At 57.2% G+C, this 15,898-nt stretch carries 13 protein-coding genes; 6 read left to right on the top strand and 7 right to left on the bottom strand.

Annotation, left to right across the window (positions count from 1 at the left end; all coding sequences use genetic code 11):
* Nucleotides 1-158 precede the first annotated feature (158 nt).
* Nucleotides 159-923: an SDR family oxidoreductase gene (locus CRD13_RS06660; protein ID WP_187401448.1), complete on the top strand. Its 765-nt coding sequence runs from the start codon at nucleotides 159-161 to the stop codon at nucleotides 921-923.
* A 90-nt stretch (nucleotides 924-1,013) separates the two neighbouring features.
* The gene (locus tag CRD13_RS06665) at nucleotides 1,014-1,457 is read left to right on the top strand and encodes a DUF2871 domain-containing protein (RefSeq protein WP_016421692.1); all 444 of its coding nucleotides are present in this window, start codon (nucleotides 1,014-1,016) and stop codon (nucleotides 1,455-1,457) included.
* Between the two features lie 112 nt (nucleotides 1,458-1,569).
* Here the strand turns inward: CRD13_RS06665 and CRD13_RS06670 are convergent, their stop codons facing one another.
* From CRD13_RS06670 to CRD13_RS06680, 3 genes are read right to left on the bottom strand one after another with little or no spacing between them, the layout of a single operon-like run.
* Complete coding sequence (locus CRD13_RS06670) at nucleotides 1,570-4,194, bottom strand: ABC transporter permease (RefSeq protein WP_187401449.1); 2,625 nt, start codon at nucleotides 4,192-4,194, stop codon at nucleotides 1,570-1,572.
* Between the two features lie 21 nt (nucleotides 4,195-4,215).
* Nucleotides 4,216-5,010, bottom strand: coding sequence for an ABC transporter ATP-binding protein (locus tag CRD13_RS06675; RefSeq protein ID WP_187269767.1), 795 nt, complete (start codon nucleotides 5,008-5,010; stop codon nucleotides 4,216-4,218).
* Between the two features lie 17 nt (nucleotides 5,011-5,027).
* Nucleotides 5,028-6,059 (bottom strand): pseudouridine synthase, encoded by a 1,032-nt coding sequence (locus tag CRD13_RS06680; protein ID WP_049171712.1) that lies wholly within the window; start codon nucleotides 6,057-6,059, stop codon nucleotides 5,028-5,030.
* Between the two features lie 297 nt (nucleotides 6,060-6,356).
* On the opposite strand from CRD13_RS06680, the gene CRD13_RS06685 reads away from it, so the two are divergent.
* The 3 genes from CRD13_RS06685 (at nucleotide 6,357) to CRD13_RS06695 (ending at nucleotide 8,892) form a co-directional block, all read left to right on the top strand.
* Nucleotides 6,357-7,256: a universal stress protein gene (locus tag CRD13_RS06685; RefSeq protein WP_005510554.1), complete on the top strand. Its 900-nt coding sequence runs from the start codon at nucleotides 6,357-6,359 to the stop codon at nucleotides 7,254-7,256.
* Nucleotides 7,257-7,601: 345 nt separating this feature from the next.
* On the top strand, nucleotides 7,602-7,895 hold the full coding sequence (locus CRD13_RS06690) for a GlsB/YeaQ/YmgE family stress response membrane protein (RefSeq protein WP_049171710.1): 294 nt from the start codon (nucleotides 7,602-7,604) through the stop codon (nucleotides 7,893-7,895).
* A 376-nt stretch (nucleotides 7,896-8,271) separates the two neighbouring features.
* Nucleotides 8,272-8,892: a TetR/AcrR family transcriptional regulator gene (locus tag CRD13_RS06695; protein ID WP_048731284.1), complete on the top strand. Its 621-nt coding sequence runs from the start codon at nucleotides 8,272-8,274 to the stop codon at nucleotides 8,890-8,892.
* A 53-nt stretch (nucleotides 8,893-8,945) separates the two neighbouring features.
* Here the strand turns inward: CRD13_RS06695 and yidC are convergent, their stop codons facing one another.
* The 4 genes from yidC to CRD13_RS06715 all read right to left on the bottom strand — a co-directional run bounded on the left by yidC (nucleotide 8,946) and on the right by CRD13_RS06715 (nucleotide 13,900).
* Nucleotides 8,946-10,304 (bottom strand): membrane protein insertase YidC, encoded by a 1,359-nt coding sequence (yidC, locus tag CRD13_RS06700; RefSeq protein ID WP_187401450.1) that lies wholly within the window; start codon nucleotides 10,302-10,304, stop codon nucleotides 8,946-8,948.
* A gap of 196 nt (nucleotides 10,305-10,500) precedes the next feature.
* The gene (locus CRD13_RS06705) at nucleotides 10,501-10,854 is read right to left on the bottom strand and encodes an Lsr2 family protein (protein WP_016421684.1); all 354 of its coding nucleotides are present in this window, start codon (nucleotides 10,852-10,854) and stop codon (nucleotides 10,501-10,503) included.
* A 348-nt stretch (nucleotides 10,855-11,202) separates the two neighbouring features.
* Nucleotides 11,203-12,960, bottom strand: coding sequence for an alkaline phosphatase (locus CRD13_RS06710; protein ID WP_255467815.1), 1,758 nt, complete (start codon nucleotides 12,958-12,960; stop codon nucleotides 11,203-11,205).
* 160 nt (nucleotides 12,961-13,120) lie between these two features.
* Entirely contained in the window at nucleotides 13,121-13,900 is a 780-nt protein-coding gene (locus tag CRD13_RS06715) for a DUF6474 family protein (RefSeq protein WP_016421682.1), read from the bottom strand.
* Nucleotides 13,901-14,073: 173 nt separating this feature from the next.
* Here CRD13_RS06715 and CRD13_RS11150 point away from each other — a divergent pair, with 173 nt between their 5' ends.
* Nucleotides 14,074-15,894, top strand: a complete 1,821-nt coding sequence (locus CRD13_RS11150; protein WP_187401452.1) for a ribonuclease H-like domain-containing protein — start codon at nucleotides 14,074-14,076, stop codon at nucleotides 15,892-15,894.
* The last annotated feature ends 4 nt before the right edge of the window (nucleotides 15,895-15,898 follow it).

The raw sequence follows: 15,898 nt of genomic DNA on the forward strand, positions 1-15,898 counted from the left end.
TGGGTGCTGCGGCCCACTTTTGTACCTACGGGTAAACAGAATTAACTAGCGTTTTAGTGCTGCATTTTGCTGTTCGTATGCTTATTCCTATGCGGCGCGCTACGTCGGCGCCGTTTTAATTGCTCGACTCAGTCGGCTGTATCTTGGAATTCATGCGAGTGGGAATCGTGACTGGAGCATCTCGGGGCATAGGCGCCGTCTTTGCCGATAGACTTGGGCAGCTACGTCCAGACCTAGATGAAATTTGGTGTGTTTCTCGTAGCTACAACGATGATTCTTCCGGTGAAGACGCTGAGTTCTCGCAGAGGCAAGGTCCTCGTCTTCGATATCTTTGTCTAGATCAGTCCGATGATGATTTTGGCGATAAACTCCGGAATCATGTTGACCGCCATCACGCGACGATAGTTTATTTAATCCTCAATGCCGCGTATGCGAATTATGGCGATGTTAAAACCCAGGATTTTTCGCAGGCTGATCAAATGATACAGACGAATATTCGCGGTACGGTCGCAGCGGTTTACTCGCTAAACGATTTATTCGAAAAGAACGGCCACATCATTTTCGTTTCATCGATCTCAGCTGTAGCACCAACTCCAGGGCTGGCGGTGTACACAGCATCGAAAGCGTTTATTCGGCACTGGGGTATCTGCCTTGGAGAGGAATTGAAACCTAATGGTGTAACTGTAACTATTTGCTACCCGGGAAAGGTTAAGACCAAGGCGCTACGGGACGTCGTGAAGCAGGCGAAGTCGGTGAAGTTGCGTCTCATGCCGGAGCAGAATCTCAGTTATCTAGTGGAGCGCACGTTACGTGGAGCGGAGAGGGGTCGGGCGGAGGTAGCGCCCGGCCTATATGGCCTGGTGATGGCCCTATCCAAAACTGTGCCGAAACGTGTGGTGGCTCGATTCGCGCGGTTAGTTTGAGGCCGTCTAGATTCGCGGAATCAAACTTTCGTTTAACCCCCTGGGTTTGGTCCGTTTAGAAGCCAGCGTTATCTGAGTAGGCTACGAAGTATGCGTAAGTTATTCACAGCTGCTTCGGTGTATCTCGGTCTTGGTCTGTTTTCTGGCGTTTTCTATCGTGAATTTACCCGTGCGATGGATTTCGGGGATAAAACGCAGCTCAATACGCTGCACACGCATTTCCTTGTTCTTGGCACAATCTTTTTCTTGGTTGCGCTGGCATTGGATGGTCAATTCAATATTTCAGCTGTCAAGGGCTTTGATCGCTGGTTCATCGTTCAGAATGTCGGCATTGTTTGGACGATTGGCATGATGGTGGCTAACGGTATCGTGCACGTTGTTTCAGGCCCGGAGGCCTGGGGTGCGATGTACTCGGGAATTGCAGGACTCGGCCACATTATCCTGACGGTCGGCTTTGTGTGGTTCTTTATGCTTCTCAATAAGGCGCTGAAGAATCGAGAACGCGAGGTTCGCAAGGCCAACGCGGCCGTATAAATTGCCAGCGGAAATGCGTGAGCCGGATAGCTGATTCAGCGTAGGCGATAAGGCGAAATAGAAACCCCGTGCAGAAACAATATCTGCACGGGGCGCTTTCATATAACGGCGACTATTCGTCTGCGATAGCGGCCAGGGGCGGTGTCTTCGCGGCCTTCTGACCAGGGCCGAGAGCAGCAATAATGCCCACAAGCGCAGACCCAAGCAGCATGAGTACGATCTGCAGCCACGGTACCGCGATAGTATTCAGGCCCTCATCCTTCAGCACGGTCAGAAGTGACCAGCCGAGGAACAAGCCGAGGACAATACCTACAACCGCGCCGAAAATGGAGATTTCCACAGATTCCAGGCGAATCATCCGGCGAATCCCCGAGCGTTGCAGGCCGACGGCCCGAAGCATGCCAATCTCCTGGCGGCGCTCGACAACCGAGAGCGCGACAGTATTGATAATTCCCAGAATCGAAATGATGACCGCCAGGGCCAGCAGCGCGTAGACGATTCCCAGCATGACATCGATAGAGGCATTAGCCAGACCCGCAAACTCCTTAGCAGTCATCACCTGTACTACGAGGTAGTCCGCAACTGCGTCGCTAAGCTTTTGCTTCATTTCATCCATGGAGCCGCTGTCTGCGGCGATGGAATCGGAGACATCAACGTAGGTCTGGAAAGGCAACAGGTGGCTGCTTTTGACATATTTATGGGCGGCTTCGTCGGAGACAATAATCGACTGGCCGGGATCACTTGTGTCAGCAAAAATGCCGGTGACGGGGAGCCGTGTTATGCCGCCTTTGGAAACAACTGCGAGTTCAGTGCCAACGTTCCAACTATTCTTTTTCGCTGTTGATTCGCTGATGACAATTCCCGCATCCGGCTTGGCCAGATCCAGGGAGCCCTGGATGGCGCGAGTGCCGTACCATTTGCCGACGTTGGAGTTGAAAACCGACGCATTACTAGATTCCGGTCCGACTTCAGTTTGTTCGCCGTCGGAAGCTATCATCGTGGCGGCTTCCTCAGGTGGGATTACCAGTAGCGCGCCAATCGACAAGGTTGCGGTGTCGTCGACACCATCGATATCCTTCACCGCATCCTCGACCCCAAGTGGCAGGGCCGAATGCGCGGTCAGAGGTGGCGAGAGCACGAAGTCAGCCGTCAGATTGGTCTCTGACCACTCATTGACCGCCTCCTTCATGGACACACCGAACATGCCAATCACAGTCACCAGCGCAAGCCCGAGCGTCAGTGCAAACGATGTGGTTCCCGTTCTGCGCGGATTGCGGTGGGAGTTCGTCGCCGCAAGCTTGCCGACGGTTCCAAAAGGCGCACCTACGACGCGCCCCAGTCCTCCGATCAGAGGCATGGACAGCGCGGGGCCGACAAGCCAGACGGAGGCTACGGCCATCACTGCACCGACACCAACGAAGACGGCACGAATCTTGGTTTCTGCGTCGTTCCACTGCAATGCCCAGGCAATGATTGCGATCGCGGCGGACGCCAGCACAGTACCGGTCCACGTCCTAGCACTGAGGCTATTGCTGGTTGTTTGATCCCCAGAGCGCATGGCTTCTACAGGAGGGACCGCGCCAGCGCGGGCGGCCGGCGTCCAGGCGGCGATCATGGTGATGGCCACGCCGACAAGGAGAGGAACGATGACTGCCACCGGTTCGAATGTCAGGCCATCGCCGGGCATGGAGATACTCATGGCATCGAGAAGCATGAATAGCCCCTGGCTCAGCCCAAATCCCGTGATGACACCTAGTGCGGAACCGATGAGGCCAACAATGAATGCCTCCAAGAGGACGGACGCAGTGAGCTGTCGTCGTGAAGCACCGAGGGCGCGGAGGAGAGCGAACTCCTTCATGCGCTGAGTGACCAGCATGGTGAAAGTATTGGAGATGATGAAGATGCCCACAAGCAGCCCGATGAGCCCGAAAGCGATGAGGAAGTAGTTGACAAAGCTTAAGGCAGAGGAGACACGTTCGGAGGCCTCGTCGGCGAGCTTAGAGCCTGCCTCTACCTTGAGCTCGGGAAATGCTTCTGCGACATCACGGGTAAGCGTGGCAGCGTCAGTGGTGGAATCTGCGGCGAGGGTGAACATGTCCATATGGCTGTCCGCGCCGTAGAGCTCGCGCCACTGATTCTGGGTGAAAAAGACCGCGAGGTAGCCGGTTTCGTCGATGGAGGTATCAGCGATGCCGACAACCTTCACCGTCGCCCGCTCGAGACGGGTGGCCACCTTGATTTCAGTGCCGACGTGGAGGTTGCCGAGTTCGGCGGTAGTGGAGTTGACGACCACCTCACCTGGTGTTTCTGGCGCGTGCCCCTCGGTAACCGTGACCTTGTTGCCCACCGCTTCGGCCGCTGGATAGTAGGGAAGACCCATCGATGGCGAACCATTGGTTTGAATCGGCTTGCCGTCGGCTCCTGTGGCCGTAATGCTGTTGTTGGGATCGCCAATGTTGAGGGCTCGGACCCCGGGGAAGCTTTCGATTTCCTGCGCGGTTTCTTCGGTGAGAGCACCGGGATTGTCAGCTGGGGCCGTCACCACCACGTCGACACCGTCATAAGCGGTACTCATTGCGCCCTTAAAGGCCTTGTCCAGCGATGATGTGAACACAAATGCGCCGGTGATGAAGGCTGTGCCCAGCACGACCGAAATAATTGTGAGCACGAGGCGCAACTTGTGCGAGGTGATATTACGCCAGGCGACGCGGCTTAGCGTGGAAGACGATGATGCCATGGGGAGAGATGACCTGCCTTCCTAAAGATTCTCAATATCTGCCATGTGCGCCAAAATATCGGCGGGCGTGGGGTTGCGAAGCTCGTCAACCACGCGGCCATCCGCGAGGAACACAACACGGTCTGCGTAGGACGCGGCGGTGGCATCATGCGTCACAATGACAACGGTCTGGCCGATGTCATCAACCGCATCGCGGAGAATCGTCAACACCTCACGGGATGAGTTCGAGTCCAAGTTGCCCGTCGGCTCATCGCCAAAGATGATCTCCGGCCGGCTGACAATGGCACGCGCACAGGCGACACGCTGCTGCTGGCCACCGGACAGTTCCGAGGGGCGGTGCGTAAGCCGTTCCTTAAGCCCGAGGCGCGTGGTGATTTCCTCGAACCACTGCTTATCCACCTTACGACCAGCGATATTGATAGGCAGGGTGATGTTCTCCGCCGCTGTCAACGTCGGCACCAAGTTGAAGGACTGGAACACAAAGCCCAGGCGGTCACGCCGCAGCGCCGTAATCTCCTTGTCCGACAGCTTCGACAGTTCCGTCGTGCCGATGTACGCGCTTCCCGACGTCGCGGAGTCCAAGCCGGCCATGCAGTGCATCAATGTCGACTTACCCGACCCGGACGGCCCCATGATCGCGGTGAACTCACCAGCGGCAAAAGAGATATCGACATGGTCCAGTGCAGTGACAGCGGCATTGCCGACACCGTACTTCTTGGTGAGCCCCTCAGCGTAGGCCGCCGCTGGTGGGGCGGAATGCTTCAAAGAAGACTCAGCGGATGATTTGGTGGGGCGTTTTGCATGCTTGGCAGACATGGGGGAGGGGCTCTCTTCTAATTAGATTTGATCAACGGCGAATTAATATCCGGCAGCGAAAGCGGATTGAAAACGCTGCGACGGGAATGGAACGTTCGTTGTTCCCCAGTCACGGGGTCAGCGAAACTCATTTCAACACAGACCAGGTGCAGGGGCTCCGAGGTATTCTCGGCCTCCAGCGGCAGAATCTCCGGGTAGTACTGGTCACCCAGGATGGGAAAGCCCAGTTCACTCAAGTGCAGCCGCAGCTGATGAGTGCGTCCGGTGATGGGCTTCAATTGCCACAGCGCAACGCGACCACTGTCGGCAGCGAGGCCGTCGGCGTCCGAAGGCACGTCGACAAGCGAAATGCGCTCGATGATGGTGTGGGCGTTTGGCTCGCCCTCGAGAGTATAAGCCTGCATCTGGCCAGCAATTTTGTGCTGTCGTGTGCGCAATTCCAGTGGGGTCTCGGGCAGGGCTTCGCTGGCCGCGCCAGCGATGGGTGTAGGCGACGTCAGCGCGTGATAGCGCTTAGTGACTTCCCCCGATGCGAAAAGCCCCTGGTAGGCGCCGCGAACCTCGCGCCGGGCGGTAAAGATGAGCAACCCCGACGTCAGCCTGTCGAGGCGATGCGCGGGAACCAACTCCGGATTACCCAGCTCCCGCCGCAGGCGAACCACAGCAGTTTCCGTAATGTGTCGGCCGCGCGGCATCGTTGCCAAAAACGACGGCTTGTCGACGACCACAAGGTTGTCATCTTGAAAGACAATCGGCATCGGCCCCGCGATTGTGCGCTCCGGTGCCGGGGTGCGGTAAAACCACATTTCCGCGCCGGGCTTCACCATGTCATCTGGACTGTAGGGCACTGAGTTGGCGCGAACGACGAGCCCATCTGCAAAACGCTTGGCCACAGCCGCTTCATCATCGTCTGGGTGGCGGTAGGTTTGACCTGCGATAGCGCCTGCGAGCAGATCCCACGCACGGGTGGGGGCATCGCCACGACGCCCGGGAGCGGCGATGCGGGAGGGGTTGAGCCCATCGCGAATGGGCAGTGGCATGCGACGCATACGGCTGACTTTAACAGGTGCCCCGGATTCACCCGGCGGGCAAGCGGAGCTGCTGGCGCAGGGCTGTGTTGGTACCGCCCCTAATGGCGTAGGTGGACAACATTCTGCCCTGTCGGTCGCAACATAATGGGGGTAGGGTGGAGGTGAAAGTAATAAAAGGGTTGGCTCGGAAGAGTTGACTAAATAGCAAAGCTTGTCCATTAAAATGGCGTCCAAGCAGGTGCGATAGGTGTAGCTGCGTTGCGGTCGGGCCGCGGAGAGCCAATTTTTATGGATCGCATAATAAGGAGGCAATCAATGCCAAGGCAGAACATCATTGTGTGCGCGGTCGATGGCTCGGAGGCATCCAAGACCGCCGTCAAGTGGGCCGCTAACACCGCAGTGAAGCGCGGTGAGCCGCTCCGTCTGGTCAGCAGCTACTCCATGCCGCAGTTCCTCTACGCAGAGGGCATGGTTCCGCCGCAGGAGCTTTACGACGATCTTGAGGCCGAGACCCTGGAGAAGATTAACGAGGCCAAGAAGATTGCCCTCGACTTCGCACCGTCGGTAGATGTCAGCCACCAGATTGAAGAGGGCAGTCCGATTGACATGCTGCTCGACCTGTCTGAGCAGGCAACCATGGTGGTTATGGGCTCTCGCGGTCTGGGTGGGCTCTCTGGCATGGTCATGGGTTCGGTTTCCGCCGCTGTTGTTTCCCACGCATCGTGCCCGGTTGTTGTTGTCCGCGAGGACAACCTGGTAACCGATGAGACCAAGTACGGTCCTGTCGTTGTCGGTGTCGATGGCTCCGATATTTCCGAAAAGGCAACGGAGTACGCATTCCGTGAGGCCGATGCTCGTGGTGCCGAACTGATTGCGGTTCACACCTGGATGGACATGCAGGTACAGGCTTCCCTGGCTGGCCTTTCTGCAGCTCAGAGCCAGTGGCAGGTTGTGGAAGAGGAGCAGAAGGCTCTGCTCGGCCACCGTCTGGAGAAGTACGCTAAGAAGTACCCGGAAGTGGCCATCAAGAAGGTTGTTACCCGCGACCGCCCGGTTCGTGCTCTGGCTGATGCCTCGGAAGGCTCGCAGCTGCTGGTCGTCGGCAGCCACGGCCGCGGAGGTTTCAAGGGCATGCTGCTCGGCTCCACTTCGCGTGCACTCCTGCAGGCGGCTGCTTGCCCGATGATGGTCGTCCGCCCGGAGACTGACGCCTAAAGCGCCCTTCGAGGGGGCTGAGAAAAGACGCCGGCGGCGGTCGTCGAGGCGCTTTTAGCGCCGAGTGCAGAAACCGTTACCGAATATTTATAAGTAGAACCTAGCCGGTTTCCGACAGGCGTCGGGGGCCGGCTTTGGCTTATCCAAATGAGGGCTCTCGTCTGCATAAACCCCGTTTTCATGCAGAAAGTACAGATTTTATAAGAGTTTTCCTGTGGTTATCCGACTGTTATCTCGCTAGTTTCCCAGTGGCCGAAATGGCCTGATAGTGCTTGCAGTGTATGCAAGATTTTTCGGAAAGACTTATAGTTGAGTCAGAACGATTTCGGGAAAGGAATATCTATCATGAACGAGATTCTTCTTGCTGCCTCCTTTAGTCCCACGATGGGCTTCATCAGCTGGATTATCATCGGTGGTCTTGCCGGCTGGATCGGCTCTAAGATCATGAACACCGATGAACAGATGGGCGTCGTCCTGAATATCGTCGTTGGTATCGTCGGTGGTTTCTTGGGCGGTTGGCTGCTCACCCTGTTCGGCGTTGATGTCGCCGGTGGCGGAAAGTTCTTCAGCTTCCTCACCTGTCTGCTCGGCGCCGTGATCCTGTTGTGGATTGTCGGCCTGGTTCAAAAGCGCAAGTAAGCCAAGCAAAACAGCGCGACTATGCACGAAGCGTCGTAACGCTGCTATCTACTGGATAGTGAGCTAGAGCGCGGGGCATCTCATCAACATTGAGATGCCCTTTTTTGTTGTGCGGTTGTCGTGACGTTGGCGTTCTGCGATTGTCGTGACATCTGTTGGGGGCAGCAATCATCGCACGCTAAAGTAGGACTAGAGGCTGAAAGACTGACTAGTTTGTTCTTTTACAAAATCACAGTCGCAGATACGCCTACAATGGAATATCACAGACTATGAACGCCCTGTTCAGTGCTCTGAAAGCAATGGCGCTAACGCCGGTATTTGCGAGTAAGCAGCTGTTAGAACGAGGTGTGACTTTGGAAGGACGAGAGGTACTGCCGTGGCAGAAGCGACAACGGGCAAGGGCGCAAAAGGCGGCCGCGCTTCCTCTCGCCGTCGTAACCGCCCCAGTCCGCGGGAGCGCCTCCTGGCATCAGCGACAACTCTGTTTACAACGGAGGGCATCCGAGTCGTCGGCATTGACCGCATCCTGCGGGAAGCTGATGTGGCCAAAGCGAGCCTGTACTCGTTGTTTGGATCCAAGGACAAGCTAGTCATCGCATATCTGCAAGACCTTGACGCCAAATGGCGGGAGGCTTGGGAGCAGCGAGTGGCCTCTTTGGATACCCCGGCGGAGAAGATTCTCGCTTTCTTTGATCAGTGTATTGCGGAGCAGCCGGCAATCGACTTCCGTGGTTCACACTTCCAGAATGCGGCTAGTGAATATCCGCGGCCGGAAACGGAGTCGGAGCAGGACATCCGTCAGGCTGCAGCCGATCACCGTTCCTGGGTTTGGCAACAGCTACACACGCTGCTGACTGAAAATGAATCTAGTATGCCGTCCGCTCACGCAAATATGCTGTTGCTCTACCTCGACGGCGGCCTCGCGGGTGCCAAGATGTCCAAAGACCTGAACCCGCTGCAGATGGCGCGCGACCTGGCCCGTGACCTGGTCACGTAAATACTTAATTCCCTTTTTTAACGCGTCGTAGTTCTCGCCTTTTTACTCACGGGCTAATCTCGGAAGCGTTTCCAGTCCGACTCCTTTGAGCCGGTGGCTTTCTTAACCATATTCTTCGTATTCTGGCCGAGTAGCATTCCCAGGTTCTTTGCAATCAGAATTGGCTTCGGCCGTTTCTGTGCTTTTTGCGCTTTCTCGGCTTGTCGTTTCATGTCGTCCCGCACTTTAGCCAGGCCGGGAAGCGGCGGAACTATACCCGAGGAAATCTTCATATCCTGCGTCAGGGATGGCAAATTGTCCTGAGCACCAGGCCGCATCTGGGTCACCATGTAGCGAACCTTCGCAATTTTCAAAGCCTGGGCATATTCTTCTTCCTGCTTTGCTTTACGACGGTCCCGCGATTCCTTCTCAATAGCGGCATATTCGCTCTTATGCTGCTTTATCTTCCACGGAGCGAATGCGGATTTGATATAAAAGTGACGCTTGGCCTGCTTTAACTTCTTCTTTTCTTCCCGCTCCGATTCGTATTCACCCTTTTGGTGGTTTTGCAGAGTTCGGAAATCGTCCGTGAGTGGGTAGGTCTTTTCTACATAGCGGGTGAGAATAATATTTTGGGTCAGTGTCCAGAAGTTATTGGTGACCCAGTAGACAATTAGAGCCACAGGTGTTGGGCCAAAGAACCCCGCGAAGAGGATCATCAGCGGTGCGTAGATAAGCATTACGCGCATGAATTTGCTGAGGAATACACTGACGCTATTGGAATAGTCGAGAGTGCGCTGCAACCGGCGGTAGGAAATGACCAAGTTAAAACCGGTGAAAATGGCCGCTGCCACGATGCCGATAATGCAGAAAGCTAACAGCGAATCATGATTGCCCCCAAGGATTTGTAGTTGCTCCGGGTCCATGCGCAGATACGCGGGTAGAGGCTGCCCCAAGAATGTCGCGCTCAGAAAGTCGGAAATCTCATCCTGAGAGATGAATCCGACATTATGAGACGCAGGCAGCCCAGGCCCCTCAGACGCCCGCAGCATGTGCCTCAGCATGCGAACAAGGCCCATAATCACGGGAATCTGGACGAAGAGGGGCGCCAGCATTACCGAGGTCTTAATCCCCTCATCTTTGCGCATTTCCTTGCTGGCAAAGTTTACGTATTGTGGCGAGTTCGGCTCGATGCTCCTGCGGTAGCGCTCCTTGAGCATAAAAAGCTGCGGCCGTAGGTTGGCCGTCTTGCGCGCCGAGATAAATTGCTGGAACGCGAGAAACGCCAGAGCGCCACGCACCGTAAACACCAGCAGGAAGAGAGAAAGCGTCCAGGACAGAGAAGATGGCAGGTGAAACACTGAGGCCAGTAAAAGGTGCCACGCCTTAAGGACAAACGAGACCAGCCAAACAAATGGTTCCAAAATAACCACGGGCCGACTCCTCCATGTCAAGGATAAGAAAAGTAAGACAACCGGATTAGGCCGGTGTGCCAATTCCAGCCGCTATCCTAGCGACTCGAATCACCTGCCCCAACTTTAAAACAGGGCCCCGCTGTGGCGGGACCCTGTCTTTAAGATAGTGAAGCTGGATGACATCCAGTGGAAGGCAAACGAACCTGGGTGAGAACTAGTTAGCGCTCTCGTACTTTTCAATAATGTGCTTTGGCAGCGCACCGCGGTCTGCAACATCCATGCCATTCTCTCGTGCCCACTGGCGAATCTTGCGATTGCGATCACGGGCCTCAGCGGCATTGGGATTAGCGGAAGAGCGCTTACGCGGAGCTACAACCGTGCTGTGATCAATAGAAGCGTTCGCAATATACGGTTCTAATACCTGCTCGAACTTCTCAGCATTTTCCTGAGAGAGGTCGAGAATGTAGTTCTTACCGCGGAAAGAGAAACGAACGACTTGGTGATCTGCGGAATCAAGCGGAGTCCCATCAAGGTCGTCGATGTACTGAATTAGTTCGCGGCGTGCCATAGAATCCCTGCCTAAGCTTGGTGCTGAACTTGTAATAATGAAGAAGGCTTACGGTGAAACTTCAATACGGTGAAATTTCAAATTAATATCAAGCCCTGTTTTCTTTCCCCCACAGTATAAGTGCAAAGAAATTTAATGTCTATTGGCGATAATTGAGTTAGATTGTGCAACTTATATCGAATACATGGTTTGTTAATAATTCGATTAATTGTGCACAAGAACTTGGGGTAATAAAAAGACGGCCCTGCATGTTGTGCAGGGCCGTCGTGAACAGCAACTACGCTACTGAGAGCGCAATGCGGGGTGCGCTCTCAGTGGTCGTCGGAAAGCGAAAGGATGAGAAGGCGCTTAAACCTGGGTCATGCCCTCACCAGGCTTGCCTCGGTAGGTAGCGGCGACGAAAAGTGGCTGGTTCGGTTCCTCCTTGACCTCGACGAGGCGGTACTCAGAGGTAACGTCCTCGCGGCCGAAGTAGACAGCGGTGTAGCCGTGGCGGTCGAACTCGAGGTAGTTGACGTACGGGTTCGCAGCCTTGAGTCCAGCGGTAGCAGCCAAGGAAATCGGGTTGTCCTGAGGCAGCTTCACAATGTCATCGATGTTCGGGGCGCTGACGGAAGTACAGACAATCTCAATGGCGGCAATACCGGCACTCGGGTACTGGCCCGGGACCTTCGGTACGTTGCAGTTCCAGGAGGAGTGAATATCGCCGGTGAGGAAGACAACGTTGTCGTAGCCCTCCTTACCCATGATGTCGATCAGCTTACGACGCTCAGCAGCGTAGCCATCCCACTGATCCAAGTTGTACGGCAGGCCGTCCTGAGGCAAGCTCAGCAGCTCAGTGACAGCGCGAGTGGCCTCCGGATCCAGCGGCGGAACCAGCACTGGAGTGAACATGACGGAGTTGCCCACGACACGCCACTTTGCGCTCGAGGAACGCCACTGGCCGAGCAGGTAATTGAACTGCTCAGAGCCGAGCATGGAGCGACTCTCATCATCGGTTTCGCCAGCGCGGATGAACTTCAGCTGCTGGTCACGGTAGGTGCGCAGGTCCAGCATGGTCAGGTCGGCGAGATCGCCGAAACGGAAGCTGCGGTAGAGCTTGCCGCCCTGGGAGAAGGGGACAGCGCGAACCGGCAGCCACTCCAGGTAAGCCTGGATAGCGGCGTCGCGGCGGGCAACGTAGTCGCCTTCGGTCTCCGGGTCGTGGTTCTCAGCGCCACTGTGCCAATCATCGTTGGCGACCTCGTGGTCATCCCAGGTCACAATCCACGGCTTTGCGCGGTGAGCTTCCTGCAGGTCCGCATCGGTGCGGTAGGTGGCGTAGCGCAGGCGGTAGTCAGCGAGAGAAATAATCTCGTGAGCCGGCTTGTGGTCACGAACCGGGCCCTTGCCGGAGTAGCCACCGGCCTCGTACTCGTAGATGTAGTCACCGACACACATAATGATGTCGATGCGGTCATTTTCCGCCATATCGCGGTAAGCGGAGAAGAAGCCACTTTCCCAGTTAGCGCAGGAGGTCAGCGCGATGCCCAGGTGATCTGGCGAGGAGTTCACCGGCGGCGCAGTGCGAGTCTGGCCAATCGGGGAAACCTGTCCCGCGTGATTACCAGCGGTGACGGTAAAGCGGTAGAAGTAGTAGGAATCAGCGGAGAGACCCTTGACATCGATCTTGACGGTGTTGTCAGCATCCGGGTCGGTGTTCAGGGCACCAGAGGCAACGATGTTGCCGAAGCCCTCATCAGAAGCGACTTCCCACTTCAGTGCAACAGGGCGGCCCTGGTTTGCACCTGCGGTGTCGCCTGGGTGCGATGTCACACGAGTCCAGATAAGAACGGAGTCCGGCAGTGGATCGCCAGAGGCCACACCGTGTTGGAAGACCTGAAAACCACCAGAACCGCCAGCATTAGCTGGGGACTGCGACTCAGGATTGGCCCCCGCACTAGTAGCGGTCGCCAGGCCGATGGCGCCAGCAGCAGCACCGGTAGCGCCGGCACGCAGTACGGCACGACGAGTAGGGGTGAATGGCTTTTGGGCTGTTGCGTCGCTGTTCGAGACTGCGCCGTTCAGATCCGAGGCTGCAGTCTGAGATTTATCTGAAGATGGCATAGCCCTCATTACAGTAGTTCTCAGTCCGTAGCGCCATCGGAGGGAGAAAATAGCCCGATACGGGGGTACTAAGAGCGAAAGCGCGACTATTGCTGCTCAACAACAGTCGCGCTTAGTTCGACGAATCTCGGCGAGTGGCCTTAACCCGAAGCGGCCAGGTTTACGCGCCCAGCTCCGAAATGATCTGGCGATCCAGAGAATCCAGCTCTGCGGTAATGGAGTGGTGTGCGCGACGACGCTGCTCCGGGGTCATCTTCTCGGCAGTGTTAATGGCGTCAGTCATGACATCCAGACGCGAGTTGGCGTCCTTGATAAAACCATCGGTACCCTTGACACCCGACTTACGCAGCTCTGTCAGTGAACCACGAGTGGCCTCAATGCGGGCCAGCAGCGGCGCACCGTGCCCCTGGTAACGAGCGGCATCATTAGCGGAAACACCGAACTTCTGCGCGGCCGAAGAGTGTTCACGGCGCTGAATGGCAGTGATGGCGCGGTAGGCCAGCGGAACCAGCACCGGTACCAGCAGGCGTGCGCCACCGATCCACGACTTTGCCTTGTCCTTGTTGAAGCCCTGGCTGCGCTGCTGTTGCAGGATCTTCTCGGCCATCTTGGTCTGGTGACGCTGCTTGGCGGCCAGCGCCTTCTTCTCGTCCTTGGCACTTGCCTTGCGGATCTTCTCCGCGCGCTTCAGAGCACGGTTTTCCAGCTTGAGTTCCTTCTTACCGAGCTTTTCCTCAGAACGAACGCGGCCAGCGGCCTCCTTCAGCTCCAGCTTGTGCTGGTGCTTCTGGTCGCGCTTAGCGGCCTTGACCTCAGCCTTATGTGCCTTGCGATTAAGTCGAGCTGCGTGGCGAGCCTCTTCCTTAGCCTTCGCCTTGGCAGCCTTCACCTGCTTGGCGGTTTCGCGCCGACGCTCACGGATGTCACCCAAGAAGCTCATTTTTTCCTTCGCCTAGTTGCTCGCAGATAGTCCCTCCGGAAAAGTGGGGCGGAAAACCCGTAAACCCCACCGCGCCGGAGTGCGCTTGCCAGATGCAGTGGCTGCATCACGATTCTTGCTATCCAAGCTTAACGTGAAACTTCCTACCGAGTGGCGATACGCTAATTCTCATTGTGACTGATTCATCCGTTTCGCGCCCGCTTCTCCACGCGAGCGACCTCATCGGCTGCCGCTACCGGCTGAGCCTCGACCTCCGCGAGGGGCGGCTAGTCGAACCTGCTTCTCATCATGAGCACCGCTTGCCGACGTCCATCGCGTCCATCCCCGGCCTGTACACAGTGGCCCCGGGGCCGGACGCTCACCTGGATACCCTTGAGGCCATCGCCCGCGGAGAAAGCGTCATCGCCGGTGGCGTGCTCATGCATGAGCGTCCGATTCCCGGTGGGGTGTACTCGGGAATCGACGAGATTTGCCACCCCGATCTGCTGGTCAAGGTCGATGATTCACCACAGACGACCTCACCGACGTACATGCCGGTCCTGGTTGTCACACGGCACCTGCTTTCTGCGCGCAAACCGGGCCGGCGGCGTAAGCCGTCGTCAAGCAATGCGGCGCGTGCGGCGGCGATGCAGGTGCGACTGCTGGGCGTTGATCGGCTCGGGCGTGCTGGCGTGATGGGGCGGACCCTGCGTCAGGCGATGGTTGTCACGGACGAGTGGAAGCTACGGCATTACGGACCCGATGCTGTGAAGCTTGGGCAGGCAGCGGCGATACTGCACCGCCTGGGCGTGTCCTGTGGTCTGGTGGGGGCGATTAGTGCCACCGGGATGAACCTGGATACACGGCATATTGTCATTGCCGATGAAGGTTCGCGCGTGGCCTCGTACCGGATGGCGTTGCGGGACGCGCGTGATGCCGTCGCTGCCACTCAGGGGCGACCGTCACGGTTTACGCCAGGCACCTGGCCGCTGGCGCCACGGCGCATCCGGGAGTGCCGAACCTGCCGTCACCACGACCTTTGCTTGGATGAGCTGACCGCAAGTGACGATATTTCCCTCCTCCTACCTGGGGATAAGTCCATGCGGTTGCGCAGTGTGGGCATCGACACAGTCATGGCACTGGCGCAGGCCAGTACCAACACTCCGCACGTCAGCAAGGAGCAGGTGTGGATGGCGAGGGCGCGGCTTGCCGACGTCGACGCGCTCCGGGTAGCCGCTAAGACATCGGCCCCGCGTGGCGATATTGAGATGGATATCGATATGGAGGCGTACCCCAACGATGGCGCCTACCTGTGGGGAACGTGGGTGCCTGGGGAGGACTACCGCGGGTTTATCACCTGGGAGCCACCGGGGCCAGAAGGGCTCGGTGGCACGGCAGAGGCCAGGAACTTTGCGATTTTCTGGGATTACCTGATGCGTCGTCGAAATGCGGCGCATGAACAAGGCAAGACCTTCCGCGCCTATTGCTGGGCGGCAGAGGGTGAGAACTATTGGCTGCGTCAGAGCGCCACCCGGTTCGGCGGCCAGGAATTTGTGGTGCCCGCAGATTCGGCGGAGCTGGCTACAGGCGATGCGGCTGGTTCCAGTTCCGAGGCAGCTGGCCCGACAAAGATTGTGCGGGTGCCGACCCGCGAAGAAGTAGACAAGTTCATTGCCTCGGAGGACTGGGTGGACATGCTGAAGGTCGCCCGTCGCCAGATCCTCTCCACCGTCGGCATGGGGCTTAAAGTCGTGGCCCCGTGGTCGGGCTTCCACTGGCGCGACGCCGATGTTGACGGCGAGGCATCGCTGGATCTGTATCGCATTGCGACGGCCACTGACCTTGACTTTGTCTCGGAACAGTCCTTTGAAAAGCTCACGCAAGCCGAGGCTCGCGCCATGCTGCTGCGCTACAACGGCGATGACTGCCGATCGGTAGCCCACGTCCGCGACTGGCTGGATTCACAGCGCGCGGCCGCGGACCTGCCGCATGGGGATGACCTGCCGGTTCCTTAGCGCG

Origin of the sequence: Corynebacterium sp. LK26, assembly GCF_014335085.1 — a bacterium.
GTDB lineage: Bacteria > Actinomycetota > Actinomycetes > Mycobacteriales > Mycobacteriaceae > Corynebacterium > Corynebacterium jeikeium_D.